This is a genomic window from Octadecabacter sp. B2R22 (assembly GCF_018861045.1).
Lineage (GTDB): Bacteria > Pseudomonadota > Alphaproteobacteria > Rhodobacterales > Rhodobacteraceae > Octadecabacter.
Map to the genome: position 1 here is coordinate 991,952 of NZ_JAHKQJ010000007.1, position 16,244 is coordinate 1,008,195.

General features: G+C 56.3%; 18 protein-coding genes and 1 tRNA gene. 9 read left to right on the forward strand and 10 right to left on the reverse strand.

What is annotated here, in order from left to right:
• Window positions 1-50 precede the first annotated feature (50 nt).
• Window positions 51-317: a hypothetical protein gene (locus tag KO486_RS10330; protein WP_216037143.1), complete on the forward strand. Its 267-nt coding sequence runs from the start codon at window positions 51-53 to the stop codon at window positions 315-317.
• On the opposite strand, the gene KO486_RS10335 is transcribed toward KO486_RS10330, so the two are convergent.
• The 3 genes from KO486_RS10335 to bamE all read right to left on the reverse strand — a co-directional run bounded on the left by KO486_RS10335 (window position 314) and on the right by bamE (window position 3,473).
• The gene (locus tag KO486_RS10335; RefSeq protein WP_216037144.1) at window positions 314-2,122 is read right to left on the reverse strand and encodes an ATP-binding cassette domain-containing protein; all 1,809 of its coding nucleotides are present in this window, start codon (window positions 2,120-2,122) and stop codon (window positions 314-316) included. The two genes, KO486_RS10330 and KO486_RS10335, sit on opposite strands and share 4 nt — an antisense overlap.
• A 70-nt stretch (window positions 2,123-2,192) precedes the next feature.
• Entirely contained in the window at window positions 2,193-2,969 is a 777-nt protein-coding gene (locus tag KO486_RS10340; RefSeq protein ID WP_216037145.1) for a GNAT family N-acyltransferase, read from the reverse strand.
• Window positions 2,970-3,011: 42 nt separating this feature from the next.
• The gene (gene bamE, locus KO486_RS10345) at window positions 3,012-3,473 is read right to left on the reverse strand and encodes an outer membrane protein assembly factor BamE (RefSeq protein WP_216037146.1); all 462 of its coding nucleotides are present in this window, start codon (window positions 3,471-3,473) and stop codon (window positions 3,012-3,014) included.
• Between the two features lie 89 nt (window positions 3,474-3,562).
• Between bamE and KO486_RS10350 the strand changes: the two genes are divergently transcribed.
• From KO486_RS10350 to KO486_RS10385, 8 genes are all read left to right on the forward strand, one after another.
• Window positions 3,563-4,126, forward strand: coding sequence for a DUF177 domain-containing protein (locus tag KO486_RS10350; protein ID WP_216037147.1), 564 nt, complete (start codon window positions 3,563-3,565; stop codon window positions 4,124-4,126).
• A 185-nt stretch (window positions 4,127-4,311) separates the two neighbouring features.
• Complete coding sequence (rpmF, locus tag KO486_RS10355; protein ID WP_216037148.1) at window positions 4,312-4,518, forward strand: 50S ribosomal protein L32; 207 nt, start codon at window positions 4,312-4,314, stop codon at window positions 4,516-4,518.
• A gap of 30 nt (window positions 4,519-4,548) precedes the next feature.
• On the forward strand, window positions 4,549-5,640 hold the full coding sequence (gene plsX / locus KO486_RS10360) for a phosphate acyltransferase PlsX (RefSeq protein ID WP_216037149.1): 1,092 nt from the start codon (window positions 4,549-4,551) through the stop codon (window positions 5,638-5,640).
• 8 nt (window positions 5,641-5,648) lie between these two features.
• Window positions 5,649-6,620, forward strand: a complete 972-nt coding sequence (locus KO486_RS10365) for a beta-ketoacyl-ACP synthase III (RefSeq protein WP_216037150.1) — start codon at window positions 5,649-5,651, stop codon at window positions 6,618-6,620.
• Window positions 6,621-6,714: 94 nt separating this feature from the next.
• Complete coding sequence (gene ihfA, locus KO486_RS10370) at window positions 6,715-7,014, forward strand: integration host factor subunit alpha (RefSeq protein ID WP_216037151.1); 300 nt, start codon at window positions 6,715-6,717, stop codon at window positions 7,012-7,014.
• Between the two features lie 11 nt (window positions 7,015-7,025).
• Window positions 7,026-7,793 carry a MerR family transcriptional regulator gene (locus tag KO486_RS10375; protein ID WP_216037152.1) on the forward strand — a complete coding sequence of 256 codons (768 nt, stop codon included), beginning with the start codon at window positions 7,026-7,028 and terminating at the stop codon, window positions 7,791-7,793.
• A 64-nt stretch (window positions 7,794-7,857) separates the two neighbouring features.
• Window positions 7,858-7,934, forward strand: a tRNA-Pro gene (locus KO486_RS10380).
• A gap of 66 nt (window positions 7,935-8,000) precedes the next feature.
• Window positions 8,001-9,077, forward strand: coding sequence for a 2'-deoxycytidine 5'-triphosphate deaminase (locus KO486_RS10385; RefSeq protein ID WP_216037153.1), 1,077 nt, complete (start codon window positions 8,001-8,003; stop codon window positions 9,075-9,077).
• 12 nt (window positions 9,078-9,089) lie between these two features.
• Here KO486_RS10385 and KO486_RS10390 read toward each other — a convergent pair whose 3' ends face one another.
• From KO486_RS10390 to argS, 7 genes are all read right to left on the reverse strand, one after another.
• A complete protein-coding gene (locus KO486_RS10390) occupies window positions 9,090-10,514 on the reverse strand; it encodes a GGDEF domain-containing protein (RefSeq protein WP_216037154.1) in 1,425 nt (474 codons plus the stop codon).
• A gap of 68 nt (window positions 10,515-10,582) precedes the next feature.
• Entirely contained in the window at window positions 10,583-10,780 is a 198-nt protein-coding gene (locus KO486_RS10395; RefSeq protein ID WP_216037155.1) for a hypothetical protein, read from the reverse strand.
• 96 nt (window positions 10,781-10,876) lie between these two features.
• Window positions 10,877-11,548, reverse strand: coding sequence for an SMC-Scp complex subunit ScpB (gene scpB, locus KO486_RS10400; protein ID WP_216037156.1), 672 nt, complete (start codon window positions 11,546-11,548; stop codon window positions 10,877-10,879).
• The gene (locus KO486_RS10405; protein ID WP_216037157.1) at window positions 11,545-12,327 is read right to left on the reverse strand and encodes a ScpA family protein; all 783 of its coding nucleotides are present in this window, start codon (window positions 12,325-12,327) and stop codon (window positions 11,545-11,547) included. The genes scpB and KO486_RS10405 overlap by 4 nt, the downstream gene beginning before the upstream one ends.
• A 51-nt stretch (window positions 12,328-12,378) precedes the next feature.
• Entirely contained in the window at window positions 12,379-13,368 is a 990-nt protein-coding gene (locus KO486_RS10410) for a glycoside hydrolase family 3 N-terminal domain-containing protein (protein WP_216037158.1), read from the reverse strand.
• Complete coding sequence (locus tag KO486_RS10415; protein ID WP_216037159.1) at window positions 13,369-14,439, reverse strand: SPOR domain-containing protein; 1,071 nt, start codon at window positions 14,437-14,439, stop codon at window positions 13,369-13,371.
• A gap of 67 nt (window positions 14,440-14,506) precedes the next feature.
• Window positions 14,507-16,243 carry an arginine--tRNA ligase gene (gene argS, locus KO486_RS10420; RefSeq protein WP_216037160.1) on the reverse strand — a complete coding sequence of 579 codons (1,737 nt, stop codon included), beginning with the start codon at window positions 16,241-16,243 and terminating at the stop codon, window positions 14,507-14,509.
• Between the last annotated feature and the right edge of the window lies 1 nt (window position 16,244).

Consider the following 16,244-nt stretch of genomic DNA (forward strand, 5'->3'; position numbering starts at 1 on the left):
GCGGCGCCGCGCCGCATTCAACCTGTCGGATTTAAAGTTACATCCACGATATGAGTATTCTGACACCCCTCCCGCCCGCCTTGCCGTTCCACCAACGTGCCTTCTATTCAATCCCGCTGCTCGGATGGTTGGCCCGCGATGTCGCCTTTGGCGATGCGGATAACATTTACTACTTCCTGATCATCCTCGCCACATTCATCGTTCTCGCGACCGCAACGTGGGGGCTTCCGGCACTGGTTATGATCTGCTTGGTATTCGTCCCGCTTTATATGACTTTGATGGTCATATTCGCAGCACCTTGGCAGCAAGGCGACTAACCCGCCTTCTCTTCCAGCTCTAACCACTCTTCCTCAGCGGCATCCAGTTTCGCCTGACGTTCCAGCAAGGCATCCGTCGCCTTCTGGAACTTCACCGGATGATCCGTGAACAATGCCGGATCGGCCATCAGCTCGCCCAGCTTGCCGATTTCTGCCTCAAGGCGTGCGATTTCGGCTGGAAGCGCCTCAAGGCGGTGCTTTTCAGTAAAGCTTAGCCCCGTTGTTGGTTCTTCCTTGGCGGTCGTTTTCTCGGCCTTCGATTTGGACTTCGTCTCTTTGGGTGCGCTGGCTTCGATTTCGGCCTTTTGGTCCTGGTAATCGCTCCAACCACCAGCGTAAGTCACGGCGCGCCCGTTGCCTTCCATCGCGATCGTGGTTGTCACCACGCGGTCGATAAAGTCACGATCGTGGCTGACCAGCATAACAGTGCCGTCATATTCGCCCAAAAGGTCTTGCAACAGGTCCAGTGTTTCGATGTCGAGGTCGTTGGTCGGTTCGTCCAAAACCAGCACATTTGACGGCTGTGCCATAAGTTTCGCCAACAGCAACCGCGCCTTCTCACCACCGGACAAAGACCGTACAGGCGCCCGCACCTGACCTTCGTCAAACAGGAATTCCTTGAGGTAGCCAACAACGTGTTTGGGTTGGCCCCGCACCATAATCTGGTCCGACTTGCCGCTCACGGCCATGCTTGGATCGCTTGTCAGGTTGTCCCACAAGGATCGCTCGGTATCGAGTTGCGCGCGCGCCTGATCGAATACTGCGATTTCTAGGTTAGTACCCAGTTTGATGGTGCCTTCATCAGGCTCAACTTCACCTAACAACATCTTGATAAGTGTGGTTTTCCCCACACCGTTCGGCCCAACAAACGCAATCCGGTCGCCGCGCTGTATATCCAGATCGAACCCCTTCACGATCTGCTTTCCATCAAAGGATTTTGTCAGACCTTTTGCATCAATGACTTTCTTACCGGACTTCGCCCCACCCGCCAGCGCCATAGCCGCCGTGCCTTGGCGTTTGATCTGCGAAGACCGTTCCGCGCGCAAATCCTGCAACGCCCGAAGGCGCCCTTGGTTGCGGGTCCGGCGGGCTGAAATACCCTCAACCGCCCAGCGGGCCTCTTCTTTAATTTTACGGTTCAACTTATGGCGCTGCATGTCTTCGTCTTCAAACGCCTTGTCGCGCCATTCCTCAAAGTGCTTAAAGCCCTTTTCCTGCCGGCGCACCTGCCCGCGATCAATCCAAAGCGTAGCGCGTGTCAGCGCATTCAGGAAGGCACGGTCGTGCGAAATCAGCACAAAACCGGTGCGGGTCTGGCTCAACTCGCGTTCCAGCCAGCGGATCGCTTCGATGTCCATGTGGTTTGTCGGCTCGTCGAGCAACATCAAACCTGGCGCTTCTGCCATGAGTTTTGCCAAAGCAGCGCGACGGCGTTCCCCACCAGAGGCAACGTTCACATCACGAGCGGGGTCAAATTTAAGACCCTCGGCCACAGCATCCACCCGCCAAGAGTCAGTCGCATCCATACCGCTAGAGGCGTAATCGCCCAACGTGGCATGCCCTTCCATCGTCGGGTCCTGTTCCATGTAGCCAACGGACATCCCCGGAGCGACAGTGACTGCGCCTTTGTCTGGTTCGACCAATCCGGCCATCACTTTCAAAAGCGTGGACTTACCTGATCCGTTGCGCCCTACCAGAGCGACTCGGTCGCCAGGTTGAACGACCAAAGACAGGTCTTCAAAAACAGGATCGCCGCCATAGGTCAGGGCGATTTCGGAAAGCTGTAAAAGGGGTGCGCGTGCCATGGGGTTTGCTACCGCCGCGCCACGCGACACGCAAGGCCCAGTTCGGCATCATCTAACGGCTAATTATCGCCTACCCCAAAATCGCGCGCAGTGCTTTCGCCCGTGCTGGGGGAATCGATGCGATTTCAAGGCCGGTAAAGACGTGGGTGGTGTTCATCTCATGATCGATCACCGCGTGGTCACTGACCCAGCCGCCCATCGTCAGGTAAGTCTTTAACAAGGGCGGCAGTTGGCCGAGCGCCTTGCGTTGATCCTGAATAGGTTTTGCATCGTTGGCAAAGGACAATGTCTTAGGGGCATTGACCTTTGGCATTTGGTTAGCTGGCGCAAGGTAGTTGTCCGCCAGCAGATCAAACGCATCGCGATAGCGAGTGCCCTCAACCCCCTCAAAGGACGAACACCCAAACAACATCCCCGCCCCTTGTGCATCCACGAAAGCAGCCAACATGCCCCATGCCATGCGCACGACATTGCCATCCGTCGACGCGGGGTGAATGCAAAAACGGCCCAGTTCAACCATCGGCGCATCATAGGGAGACAAGCGACCCAGATCATAATACTGCGAGGCATAGCAATCACCAAGCGCCGCACCCGACCCAAACACCTGCACCCGAAAACATCCCAAAACTTGGCCGTGCGAATCCTCAACCAGAACATGATCACAGGACGCATCAAAACCATCGGTGTCACGCCCATCAGCGCGGGCTGGCAAACCGGCTTGTTCAACAAAACATAGATGTCGTAGCTTTTGGGCGGACCGCAAATCAGCGTCGCTTACGGCAAACCGAACAACATAACCGTTGCGCTCAAAAGCGGGCAGTAACGGTGTGGAGGACCGCTTTGTCATCTCACATGCGCCAAAACCGGACGCCGCTTCGGGCCACGGCCCTTAGCTGTCACCGAGGAAGTCACCGGCGTTAAAGCGGCCAAGTGATCCGAACAGCTGGCGAATAAAGGTGGTGTCGCGGATGTTGTCCTGTGTGACGCGCCGCGACAACGGAACAATGCGCCCGTTTTCGAGACCAAAGCGTTCTACATTGCTGACAACGCCGTCTTCATCAAAACGGATCGCAACCACTTCACGGTCAATCTCTTTGGGTTCAAGCGGCCCGTACAGACGGAATCGGCTTTCAACGTAAAAGTACCCGCCACCGTTTGCGACTCCTGCCGCCGTGGGCGGGCCAACAACATCTGCCACGGTGTCGCGTGTGTCGACACCCACCAAAATTTCGGCCAATTGCTCATCCGTTGGGACATAGCCATGATTGCGGTACAGCGTCGTGCAGCCGACCGACATCAGCAAAACACAGCCCGCCAATACTGCGCGCGTTTTGCGTGTTGTAATGCTCATGATATTTCCCACCTGTGATCTCACCTTGGCTTCTATCGGCTTTTAACGCATTTACAGCCAACACGCGACGTTATTCAAGGGTTCAACACATGACCGACCTTCCAAGGCACCCCATTCGATTTGCAGACCTACCTTCACGCAAGCGCACACAGTTCACTTTGACGCCTGATGCGGCAGAGCGCGAAGCACTGGCACAAACTTTGGATTTGCTGGCCCTGCGCAAGTTGCGTTTCGAAGGCGCCCTTATTCCAAAGGGCAAACGCGACTGGGCCCTTGAGGCGACCTTGGGCGCGACTGCCCATCAGGCCTGCGTTGTAACACTGGACCCTGTCACGACCCGCATCGACGAAGAAGTGATCCGCAGCTACACGGCTGAAATCGACATCCCCGATGAGGATGAAATTCAAATCTCAGAAGATGACACCGCCGATCCGCTGCCTGCGACTCTGGACCTTTATGACGTCGCACTCGAGGCACTCGCACTGTCCCTACCCGCATATCCGCGCAAAGACGGCGCTGAAACCGGCGTGGACGGGCGGGCGATGTTTACCGAACCAGGTAAAACCGCAATGACGGACGAACAAGCCCGCCCCTTTGCAGGCCTTGGTGCGCTGCGTGATAGCCTTGAAAAGAAGGCTGAAGACGACAGTTGAACCGCCACCTGCGCACCCGCGCAAAAGAACTTGCCAAATAATGGAATCGCAGTATGTTCGCGCCTTCCTTCAAATGACACTCGACAGGTTGCGCCATATGGCCTAAAGCCCGTCCGAACGTCATACGAAAACGAAATTCAAACGGGTCTATCCTTGATACGCCCCACTACTCCGAGGTTGTCACAATGGCTGTCCCACAGAATAAAATCTCTACCTCCCGCCGCAACAATCGTCGGTCCCACCACGCTCTTGATGGTGCGAACCCGAACGAATGCACATCTTGCGGTGAACTGAAGCGCCCACACCACGTATGCCCATCCTGCGGGTCTTACGCTGATCGTGAAGTTATTGCGCAAGCAGACGAAATCGATCTGGACGACGACGCAGCATAAGCCATAGGCTTTGGTCAGAAAGGGATATCTATGTCCGCCTCTGACAGCACGTCACCACTAGTATTATCAGTCGACGCCATGGGCGGCGACGAAGGGCCCGCGCCAGTAGTCGCGGGCCTTGCTAAGTTTTTGCGTAAGAACCCTGACGTTGAAATCTTGCTGCACGGCCCGAAGCCACAGCTCAAACCTTTGGTATCCAAGCGAAAAATCTCAGACTCAGTGACCATCGTAGATGCGCCTGATGTGGTTTCGATGACCGATAAGCCGTCCCACGTGATGCGCCACGGCAAAAAGACGTCAATGTGGTCCGCAATTGACGCCGTCCGCGATGGCGCGGCTTCTGTTTGTGTGTCCTGCGGCAACACCGGTGCGTTGATGGCGGTGTCGATGATCCGCCTGCGCAAAGCAGAAGGCGTGAACCGCCCTGCCATTGCCTGCCTATGGCCTTCCACCAACAAAGTCGGCTTCAATGTGATGCTGGATGCGGGCGCTGACATTCGCGCCGACGAAGAAGACTTGTTGACTTACGCCTTGATGGGAGCCTCTTACGCGCGAAATGGCCTTGGCCTTGAAACGCCGAGAGTCGGTCTTTTGAACGTCGGAACCGAAGAACACAAAGGCCGCGCCGAGCTTAAAGTCGCGCATGAAATGATTGGCGACGCAGCACCGCGTGGTGAATTTGAATATGTGGGATTCGTTGAAGGCGGCGACTTGCCCAAAAACCGCGCCGATGTCATCGTGACAGACGGGTTCACCGGCAATATTGCGCTCAAAACCGGCGAAGGAACAGCGAACTTTATTTCTGATTCCCTACGCTCCGCATTCAAAGCCACACCCTTTTCGCGCATTGCCGCCCTGCTCGCCGCAACGTCCTTGGGCCGATTGAAGAAGAAAATCGACCCGCGCCGTGTGAACGGTGGGGTTTTCCTGGGCCTGAACGGCACTGTCGTCAAAAGCCACGGAGGTGCCGATGCGACAGGCGTTGCCGCCGCTGTAACGCTTGCAGCACAACTCGGGCGGTCTGGATTTTCAGACAAGCTGGCCGCGCGGGTTGCATCAGCCGCTGTCCTTGCCCAAGATGCCGCTACGGAAGAAACCGCCCTGAGCGCGGCAAAGGACTGACAAATACAATGACCATCCGTGCAATCGTTCGTGGCGTAGGCCACTACCTGCCTGACCGCGTTGTTCCAAACAGCCATTTTGAAGACACGCTCGACACCACTGATGAATGGATCAAAACCCGTTCCGGTATTGAACGTCGCCATTTTGCAGCCGACGACGAATTCACGTCCGACCTTGGCACCAAAGCGGCTCAAAAAGCGCTAGAAATGGCGGGGCTTGAGCCCGACGACATAGACGCTGTAGTCGTCGCGACCTCTACGCCGGACCTGACATTCCCGTCTGCCGCCACGATGATTCAGCAAAAACTCGGGATGACCCAAGGGTTTGCCTACGACATTCAGGCCGTCTGTGCGGGTTTTGTGTACGCCTTGGCCAATGCCAACGGCATGATTATTTCCGGTCAGGCCAAACGCGTCTTGGTGATTGGTGCAGAAACGTTTTCTCGCATCTTGGACTTCACGGATCGCGGCACTTGTGTGCTGTTCGGGGATGGCGCTGGTGCGCTGATCCTCGAGGGTGTGTCAGGAACAGGCGATTCCAGCGACCGCGGCATCCTTGGCGTCGACCTCAACTCGGATGGGCGCTACCGCGATATGCTATATGTGGACGGTGGGATGGTGTCCAACCAGACCGGCTTCATCAAAATGCAAGGCAACGCCCTCTTCCGCCAAGCCGTTGAAAAGCTTGCATCAACTGCCGATACAGCCCTCACGAAAGCCGGGCTTGGCCACGATGACGTTGACTGGATCGTCCCGCATCAGGCAAACATCCGCATCATCCAAGGCACGGCTAAGAAGCTTGGCGTCTCCATGGATAAAGTCGTCGTCACAGTCCAAGATCACGGCAATACATCCGCTGCGTCTATCCCTCTCGCCATGTCGGTCGGGGTTGAGCGAGGCCAAATCAAACAGGGTGACCTGACCGTCGCCGAAGCCATCGGCGGTGGCTTGGCATGGGGCGCGGTCGTTCTACGCTGGTAAGCAGATTTCCGATGTAACCAACATCAGGCAAGCCCCTGTTATTGACTTATCTTTTCCCCTTAGCCTAATGTTGCTGAAACATCAGGGGGACACGATGACTGATAAGACACTTACGCGTATGGATCTTGCCGACGCCGTCCACGAAGAAGTAGGCCTGTCGCGCAACGAAAGCGCCGATCTGGTTGAAAGCGTTTTGACACATATGTCGGATGCACTCGCGAACGGCGACAGCGTAAAGATTTCTTCGTTTGGAACATTCTCTATTCGCGACAAAGCTGCCCGCGTTGGTCGTAACCCAAAGACTGGTGAAGAGGTTCCAATCACACCACGCCGCGTGCTGAGTTTTCGCCCAAGCCACCTTATGAAAGACCGCGTCGCAGCGGGCAATAAGTAAGGGGCGCTGGGATGTCTAAATCCCGCGACGCTTTTCGTACCATCTCCGAAGTATCTGATGCGCTGGACACCCCTGCGCATGTGCTGCGGTTTTGGGAAAGCAAATTCAGCCAAGTGAAACCCGTAAAGCGGGCGGGCGGGCGACGCTATTATCGCCCTGGTGATCTGCACCTGCTGGCTGGCATCAAAAAGCTGCTGCACGAAGATGGAATGACCATCAAAGGTGCGCAAAAAACTCTGCGTGAACAGGGCGTTAAACACGTAACCGCTATCGGCGCAGACATCTTGGAAACCATCGAAGCCCAAAAAGAAGAAGACGTGGTCGATGTGACCCCCGTTGAGGCCGCTCCAGATAAACCGGCTCCCGTCGAAGACGCCGCTCCGGTTGAAGCTACGTCTGAAGACGACGCAAAGCCAGAAGCGACCCCTGAGCCCGAGAAGGCACAGGCAGAATCGAAGGACGTTGGAACCACCAATGTCGTAAGCCTGCCGCCCGCCGCCGAAGACACAAAAGGCCCAGCTTTGTCTCTGAACCTATCCGCGAGCACACCAGCCAAAGCACAAGACGATGAACCAGCAGCGGATCCAGAGCCCACCCCTGTCCCTGTCGTCAAACTGGACATCCCGTCTGATCCGTCAGACAGCGACAGCAAAGCGCCCGCGCGGATCTTCCATCTCCTGCAAAAGACCCAAGCTGATAGCCTGTCCAAACGCGCTGGTGAAATTGCGCCACTGCTTACACGGATGCAGAAACTGCGCGACCGTATCGAGACGCGCTAGGCGTGCGATTGGTGCGTTTTACGCCTTGCCCTACCGCACATATGCGATATGACGTGCTCCAAGTCGGGCTATGGCGCAGCCTGGTAGCGCGTCCGTCTGGGGGACGGAAGGTCGCAGGTTCGAGTCCTGCTAGCCCGACCAACTTCAAAACCGCCCGCCACGCTTTTGCGTTGGTGGGCGTTTTTGCACCAAGATCAAAGGTTTGACATGAAAACAGGCGTTCTTTCTGACACCCAAATCGAAATGCTCATGCAAACGGGCGCAATTGGCGCGACCGACGTGTTTCAGACCGGTCAGGTGCAACCCGCGTCCCTTGATCTACGTCTTGGGACCCGCGCTTACCGTGTGCGCGCGTCTTTCCTTGCGGGGCGCGGCCACAATGTCAGCGAACGCCTTGAGCAATTCACCATGCACGAGATTGACCTGACAGATGGGGCGGTCCTTGAAAAAGGCTGCGTCTATGTCGTTCCCCTGATGGAACGCTTGTCCCTGCCCCAAGGCATGACCGCCGCCGCCAGCGCCAAATCCTCAATTGGGCGGCTCGATCTGTTGACGCGGATCATTACGGACAACGGCGTTGAATTTGATCGCGTGCCAGAGGGCTATGACGGCCCGTTGTTCGTAGAAATCTGCCCCCGTTCGTTTTCTGTTTTGGTAAAACCCGGCTTGATGTTGAATCAGATCATCTTTCGTCAGGGCAAATCCTTTATGTCTGATGAAGAACTCGTCGCCTTGCACGCCAAGACCCCAATCGTAGACGGTGACGCCGTCATCTCCGACGGCCTCGGGTTTTCGGTCGACCTTTTGCCACACGAAGGGGACCTCGTCGGGTATCGCGCGAAACCCCACACAGGCGTCATCGATCTGTCGCAGCTGAACCACTATGACCCCGCAGATTTTTGGGAAGAAGTGCACACGACTGAGGGGCGCATCATCCTCGACCCCGGTGCGTTTTATATTCTGGTCAGCCGAGAATCCATCGCCATCCCACCAGATTGCGCAGCGGAAATGGCTCCCTATCTTGCGATGGTTGGTGAATTTCGCGTCCATTATGCGGGCTTCTTTGACCCCGGCTTTGGATGGGACAGCGCCGGAGGATCCGGATCACGCGGCGTTCTTGAAGTCCGCTGCCATGAGGCGCCTTTTGTGTTGGAACACGGTCAGGTCGTCGGGCGTTTGGTCTATGAGCACATGTCTCAGACACCTGCGGCGCTTTATGGCCAAGACATCAAATCAAACTATCAAGGCCAGGGCCTAAAATTATCTAAACATTTCAAATCCTAACAAGACATTCTATTAAGCAACTGCCGCGTGCGCGGTTGGCCGTTCGATCTGACGATCAAGAGCCTTATCACGCGCGTCTTTAGACCATGTAAGGGCAAGATCCGCACGGCTGACGGCGTCTGATGGTCCATGATCACTTTCAAGAATCTCGCTCACCCCGAAAGAGGCCGTGATCTGAGCTGGCATTCCATCAAGCCCCGCAGCAAACTGGCTTTCCATGTTTTCAATGGCGCGGCGCAAGCGTGTAACCACGATCTTAAGATCGCTTGGTTCCTTGATCTTGAGAAGAATCATGAACTCACCTTGCCCCCAACGCCCCATTGCATCGGTGTCACGCAGTTGCGGCAACAACGTCGCCGAGACCCGCGCAAGCGCGTCATCTGCTGTGTCATGTCCAAACGTGTCATTCAGGCGCTGAAAATAATCCAGGTCGACAAGAATGAGTCCAAACATCTCTCCGGCACTGCGATGGCTGAGCCACGCACCTTCCATGGTTTCCATCATCCCAAACCGATTCAACGCTTTGGTGAGCGGATCGATCCGGCTTTGCATGGCGATTTCGCGTTCAACGCGCCTGCGCCATGCCGCTGTGCTTTCCAATCGCGCGGACGAGCCAAACAGGATCACCAACAGCGTCCATGTCACCGCGGACGTCATCGCGGCCTCAGCGGGAAACCCGTTTGTACCAATCGGCATGATGGCATGTAGAACAAAGCCGCCCAAAAGCGGAACCACCGTCGCTGCGGCTGCCATCATGCGGGTTTGACTGCCCAAATCCCCCACCAAAAACGAGACGCGCACAAACGGGCGGTTTACATAAACGCTCAGCATTGCAATTGCGGCTGCGATCAACCCCAGCTGGGTAAACAAGCTGACCTCACCACGGAAAAAGGTCACCCCATATGCGACCTCAACCACGGTGTTGTAAACCACACCCAAGCCGCAAATCAGAAACGCCATGCCAATACGGCCATGGTTGCGGCGCGCGAGGGCGGCTGCCGCAAAAGCCCCGAGTGCCATGGCGGCTTCGACGCTGAAATATCCACTAAAGGGCCCCGCGGGCCCGAAAACCGCAAGCGGAGGCGCGCCGGCCAAGGCCGAGAGTGCCGCGCTCATCACCCGCGCGGTGCAGAACATCAAAACCATCCCCGCGACAAGGTTGCGCCCAAACGAGACATGACCAAACCGTTTCATCCGCACAACCCAGTAGCCAAGCGCGAACAAACAATAGGCCGTCATGGGGTGGGTAGATGCCGCCCCGTCAAAAAAGCCGCCAAGGACATTTGGTCCAAGTCGATTGACCACCAAACCAAGCCCTGCAAACGTCATCGCGGCAACGGCCAGCGGAATGCGCAGCCGTAATGCTTGACGGATCAGGGTAACCGATCCATCGCACCGAGTTTTCGGATGTGAATTTGCAGTTTGAATGAACGGCATGGCAGCCTCCTGATTTCAATCAGGGGTTTTATGCAATGCCGATGCTGAAAAAATCACTAATGGCGCAATTAGAACTTACTGATACGGCGCAACATGCGCGTCGCTTGGCGCAGTCCACGGGTGTTTTGCTGGCCTTGGCGGTTCATTTTACGCGCCTCTTGGCTTTCATCACTGTCACTTTGTCCGCGCTTGGACATCGCCCGCATACCGCTGTTAATGCCCTTATTCATAAGGCGTCGCAGGATCATATTCAGAAGTCGTTCCATGGATCATTCTCCGATCATTGGGACCTACATAGTCGTAATCAGCCCATTTCCCAAGTTTTCTCAGGAAATTTCGGCATTTTGAGGGCGACAGCCACCTTATGCCTCGTCAAACATCTCGGACTGGTTCTCATCGTCGTCCCCGTCTTCGCTTTCCTCGTCGGTTGCCAAGCTTGGTGCAGGGCGGCTTTCGAGCAAGCCAGCAGAGCGCAGTTCTTTCAATCCAGGCAAGTCGCGCGCGCTTTCCAGACCGAAGTGATCCAAGAAATCCTGCGTGACAACAAAGGTCACAGGCCGTCCAGGTGTCATGCGCCGACGACCAAAGCGGATCCATTCCAATTCAATCAGCTGGTCTACGGTTCCGCGGCTCACGCTTACGCCGCGAATTTCTTCGATTTCTGCGCGGGTGACAGGCTGATGATAGGCCACAATCGCCAATGTTTCGACGGCCGCACGTGACAGTTTGCGGGTCTCAACCGTTTCCTTTTGCATCAAAAACCCAAGATCAGGCGCCGTTCGCATTGCCCAAGCATCGCCTACCTTAATAAGGGTCACACCGCGTCCCTCATAGCGTCTACGGAGATGCACCAAGGCTTCTGCAGGGTCGCACCCATGGGGCATCCGCCCAGCAAGTTCTTTGACGGTCACAGGTTCCGCACTCGCAAACAAGATCGCTTCGACCATGCGTTCTTGTTCGCCCATTGGCGGGGCTTCGAACAGGCTTTCTTCGGGCTGTTCCGCAATGTTGGCTGGCGTTTGATCTTCGCTCATCGGTCTTTCTTTCTGATCTGGATCGGCGCGAACACATCGCCTTGCCGCAGTTCAATCTTGCCTTCTTTGGCCAATTCCAAGGACGCCGCAAACGTGCTGGCTGTGGCTGAACGCCGTTTCACAGGGTCCATTTCCCAGCCTTCAGGCAGGTAGGATAGAATATCGGTCCAATCGCCCGCAAAGCCGATCAACCCGCGCATACGGCCCAATGCCTCTTCCATTGTGAACACGCGGTCGCGGTCCATCACGAAGGGGCGGAATTCGTCTTTGGTTCTGATCCGCGCATAACCTTGCATCAAATCCAACAGTGTCGCGGTATATGTCACACGGCGCGTTCGGGTCACGTCTTCGGTGATGCCGCGTGCGAAAAAGTCACGCCCCAATTGGTCGCGGGCCATCAGTTTTGCTGCGTGATCGCGCATCGCAGACAACCGTTCGAGCTGGAACGCCAAATGCGCGGCCAGTTCTTCGCCGCTTGGCCCCTCTTCGCTGGGATCGGGGGGCAACAACAAACGAGACTTAAGGAACGCCAGCCATGCCGCCATCACGAGGTAATCAGCCGCCAGTTCCAGTCGCAAATCCCGCGCTTTGTCGATAAACGCCAGATATTGCTGCGCCAAGGCCAGCACAGAGATTTGGCGCAGATCGACCTTTTGGGTCCGTGACAGCGTTAGCAATAGATCAAGCGGCCCTTCAAAGCCGTCCACGTCCACAATCAGCGCTTCCGCTGCAAGGCGGTCGCTTACGTCCATGGTCAATTGGCCTGTGGTATCCGACATAACGCCCCATATAAGGGCCTAACGCAGGCCCCAGCACCTCAAACTGGATGCTTAGTTCAATAGGTCGTCAAATTCCTCTGACAGGGCGTCAATGTCAACGGGCGTTGGTGATTTGCGCATCAACAAGGCCGCTTCTGCGCGGGCTTGTGCTGCATCAGTCATTTGACCCGCGGCTTCGCCGACCTGAACGATTTCTGCAGCATCACCACAGCAATGCAAAATCACGTCACATCCCGCCGCGATAGATGCCGAAGATCGTTGTGCCACATCCCCTGACAGGGCTTCCATTCCGATGTCATCTGTCATCAACAACCCATTAAAACCAATGTCATGGCGGATCACATCCATCATCACGCGGCTGGTTGTTGCAGGTGCGCTATCGTCGATGTCTTCGAACACGATATGCGCGGTCATTCCCAGTGGTAGATCGGCAAGCGCCTTGAATGGTGCGAAATCTTCGCGATCCAACTCTTCTCGGGTCGCTGTCACGGTCGGTAAGTTCTTATGGCTGTCCACCGTCGCACGGCCATGGCCCGGAATATGTTTGACGACAGGAAGAACCCCGCCTGCCAAATGCGCGTCCGCAACCGCCCGCGACGCATCCATCACCGTCACAGCATCGCCGCCATAGCAGCGGTTACGCAAAAACGGGTGTGTCAGCCGCGCCGTAATATCGGCACACGGTGCACAATTGCTATCGATGCCAACAGTGCGCAGTTCCTCTGCAATGATCCTATAGCGCAGCCACATGGCGCGCATTGGATCGCTTGCCTGTTCCATTTGTTCAAGTGGCGGCAACCATTGGCGCCAATGAGGCGCACGCAGCCGCTGTACGCGACCGCCTTCTTGGTCCACCAAAATAGGCGCATCATGCCCCGCCGCCTCGCGCAGGTCACCGCAAAGGCGTTTCAATTGATCTGGATTTTCCACATTGCGGGCAAACAGGATAAAGCCAAACGGCTTATAGTCGCGAAAATACGCGCGTTCCCAATCAGTTATCTCTGGCCCTTCGGGGCCAAAGATCGCAGCTCCGAAGGTCACTTAACGCACCACAACCGGAATACAGGCAGCACCTTCAGCCGACATTGCCGCACAAAAGCGACGTGCATCGCTTAGGTCTGCAAACCCAGTTGCGCGCAAGCGGAAGAACGTCCGGCCACCAGACGTTGCCTGCTGGATAACTTGTTCCTTACCGTCAAAGAAGTCCGGGAAACGGCCCGTCATACGGACCCACTCCGCGGCTGCGATATCAGCGCTGTCAAAGGCACCCAGCTGCACCAACTTCGTGCCAACAGGGATCGGTGTTGTTGTGACTTGGCCGGTTATGCCGCTGGCGGAGGCCACAACCGTAGTTGTCGGCGCCGCCGCTGTCGCGGTTGCGGCTGCAGGGATAACCGCCGCGGCCACTGGGCGGTTTGCAGGGCGCGATGTCGGACGCGGAGATCGGCGCACACCTGGCACCGCATCAGGAATAATGTCGGGATCAACAGTCACACCATTCACGGCGACTTCGATCGGGACATCCTGACCTTCGGCCAAATCTGTCATCGGGTTGGCCCCTGCCGCGATCTGGTCTGCCAGTGCCAAAATGTCATTGGCAGTCAACGGCGTCGACGGATCTACAGGCGTTGCCAAAGCAGCAATCTGTTCAGATTCCACTTCTGTTGTTTCGGTCAAGGTTGCGGGCACGGCTTGGGCCAGTGGGTCAACAGCTTCGGGTGCGTCGGCCACAACGACTTCGCTTGCCTCTGCGATCGTCGGTGCGACGTCCATATCTTCGGCCTGAAGGTTTACGTTGCTCGGCGCGAGAACCAAACGATCCTCGGGTTCAGCGGCCCCCCCCTCTGCGGGGACGGAGTTAACAGACAATCCGACATGGCTGGCAATTTCACCGCCCGGATTTTCGGGCGCGACACGCATCTCGCCTTCCATTGCACGAACAACCGGAACCCCGGTCACATCCCGCATCAAAAGCTTAAAACCCCAAACTCCAACGCCACCGATGAGAGCAACCGAAATCGCGGCGGCTGCCACGTTTACGTATTTGCCTGCTCCAAAACCGGACGGAGTCCCTGAGCCTGCCCCATTTGGGCCCGCTGTAAAATCTGCCATGTGTCTGCCTCACTGAACGGATTTATCCGCTACTATTTAACGCCTCTTGGCCCCAGACACGTGCGCTTTAGCGCATCTCTTCCGCTGGAGTTACGCCCAAGATACCCAAACCGTGAGAAATTACAACGCTGGCGGCACGAATGAGGGCGATTTTCGCCTGTGACGCCGGGACATCGTCTTCTTGCAGGAACCGCAAAGACACATCGTCGTTGCCACGATTCCAAAGTGCGTGCACCTCAGACGCCAGATCATACAGGTAGAATGCAATACGGTGCGGTTCGTGGCCCTTAGCCGCAATTTCCACCAAGCGCGGCCATTCCGCGATCTTCGCAGCAAGGGTCAACTCGGCCTCGGACGCCGCAAGCGCCATGTCAGCCGCCGCCAGATCAGACGTATCAATCCCCGCCTCAGCGGCTTTGCGCAGCACAGAATGAACCCGCGCGCTGGCGTATTGAACGTAGAAAACCGGGTTGTCTTTGGATTGTTCCGTGACTTTGTCGAAATCAAAATCAAGCGGCGCGTCGTTTTTGCGCGTCAGCATATGGAACCGCGTTACATCGCTGCCAACCTGTTCAACCAGATCGCGCAACATAATGAACGTGCCCGCCCGTTTGGACATTTTGAACGGCTCACCATTCTTGAACAACTTCACCAGTTGGGTGAGCTTGATATCCAGCGGAACGCTGTTGCCAGACAACGCAGCAACAGCCGCCTTCATCCGCTTAACGTATCCGCCGTGGTCGGCACCAAACACATCAATTAGTTCGTCGAAGCCTCTGGTAACTTTATCAAAATGGTACGCGATATCGGGTGCAAAATAGGTCCAAGCGCCGTCAGACTTTTGGATCGGACGATCGACATCATCGCCAAAATCAGTGGACTTGAACAGGGTCTGTTCACGCGCTTCCCAATCTTCTGGCAGCTTACCTTTTGGCGGCTCAAGCGTGCCGCGATAGATCAGGCCTTTGTCATCAAGATCCTTAATCGCAGCTTCGATCCGACCGGTGCCGTATAGTGATTTCTCGGAATAGAAGACGTCCATCTTCACACCGATAGACGCCAGATCATCGCGGATCATCTGCATCATTGCGTCGGTGCCGAACTCGCGTACGTCTTCCAACCAATACTGTTCGCCCTTGTCGATATAAGCATCGCCAACCTTGGCTTTCAAAGCCTCGCCAGCCTCGATCAGATACTCACCAGGATATGTTCCATCTTCAAACGTCACCTCTTGGCCGTGGGCCTCAAGGTAGCGCAAATAGACGGAGCGCGCCAAAACATCGACCTGCGCGCCACCATCGTTGATGTAGTATTCGCGCGTGACGTCGTAGCCCGCGTAATCCAGCAGAGACGCCAAAGCATCGCCAAAAACCGCGCCGCGCGTGTGACCCACGTGCAACGGCCCTGTCGGGTTCGCACTTACGTATTCGACGTTAATTTTCTTATCCGCACCCAAAGTGGACTTGCCGAACGCAGGATCGCTCAACGCGGCCTTAACCACCCCCGCCCAAACGTTCGCATTCAAACGCAGGTTCAAGAACCCTGGCCCTGCGACCTCGACACCCGCGATACGGGGGTCTGCGGCCAGCTTAGCGGCCAGCGCATCAGCAATGTCACGCGGTTTGGCTTTGGCAGGCTTGGCCAAAACCATCGCCGCATTGGTCGCCATATCACCATGACTTGCATCGCGTGGTGGTTCGACCGCAACGTTGGCAAAATCAAGCCCTTCGGGCAAAATGCCTTCGGCCGTCATAGCCTCAAGGCAGGTAATCACGGTGCTGCGGATATCGGCGAACAGGTTCATG

Excerpts from the sequence above, each read along its gene's own strand:
- KO486_RS10350 (WP_216037147.1), top strand. The coding sequence starts at position 3,563 with ATGACCGACCTTCCAAGGCACCCCATTCGATTTGCAGACCTACCTTCA.
- KO486_RS10405 (WP_216037157.1), bottom strand. The coding sequence starts at position 12,327 with ATGTCGGATACCACAGGCCAATTGACCATGGACGTAAGCGACCGCCTT.
- argS (WP_216037160.1), bottom strand. The coding sequence starts at position 16,243 with ATGAACCTGTTCGCCGATATCCGCAGCACCGTGATTACCTGCCTTGAG.
- KO486_RS10375 (WP_216037152.1), top strand. The coding sequence starts at position 7,026 with ATGTCTAAATCCCGCGACGCTTTTCGTACCATCTCCGAAGTATCTGAT.
- KO486_RS10385 (WP_216037153.1), top strand. The coding sequence starts at position 8,001 with ATGAAAACAGGCGTTCTTTCTGACACCCAAATCGAAATGCTCATGCAA.
- scpB (WP_216037156.1), bottom strand. The coding sequence starts at position 11,548 with ATGAGCGAAGATCAAACGCCAGCCAACATTGCGGAACAGCCCGAAGAA.
- KO486_RS10390 (WP_216037154.1), bottom strand. The coding sequence starts at position 10,514 with ATGCCGTTCATTCAAACTGCAAATTCACATCCGAAAACTCGGTGCGAT.
- KO486_RS10335 (WP_216037144.1), bottom strand. The coding sequence starts at position 2,122 with ATGGCACGCGCACCCCTTTTACAGCTTTCCGAAATCGCCCTGACCTAT.
- KO486_RS10330 (WP_216037143.1), top strand. The coding sequence starts at position 51 with ATGAGTATTCTGACACCCCTCCCGCCCGCCTTGCCGTTCCACCAACGT.
- bamE (WP_216037146.1), bottom strand. The coding sequence starts at position 3,473 with ATGAGCATTACAACACGCAAAACGCGCGCAGTATTGGCGGGCTGTGTT.
- KO486_RS10415 (WP_216037159.1), bottom strand. The coding sequence starts at position 14,439 with ATGGCAGATTTTACAGCGGGCCCAAATGGGGCAGGCTCAGGGACTCCG.
- KO486_RS10395 (WP_216037155.1), bottom strand. The coding sequence starts at position 10,780 with ATGGAACGACTTCTGAATATGATCCTGCGACGCCTTATGAATAAGGGC.
- plsX (WP_216037149.1), top strand. The coding sequence starts at position 4,549 with ATGTCCGCCTCTGACAGCACGTCACCACTAGTATTATCAGTCGACGCC.
- KO486_RS10365 (WP_216037150.1), top strand. The coding sequence starts at position 5,649 with ATGACCATCCGTGCAATCGTTCGTGGCGTAGGCCACTACCTGCCTGAC.
- KO486_RS10340 (WP_216037145.1), bottom strand. The coding sequence starts at position 2,969 with ATGACAAAGCGGTCCTCCACACCGTTACTGCCCGCTTTTGAGCGCAAC.
- ihfA (WP_216037151.1), top strand. The coding sequence starts at position 6,715 with ATGACTGATAAGACACTTACGCGTATGGATCTTGCCGACGCCGTCCAC.
- rpmF (WP_216037148.1), top strand. The coding sequence starts at position 4,312 with ATGGCTGTCCCACAGAATAAAATCTCTACCTCCCGCCGCAACAATCGT.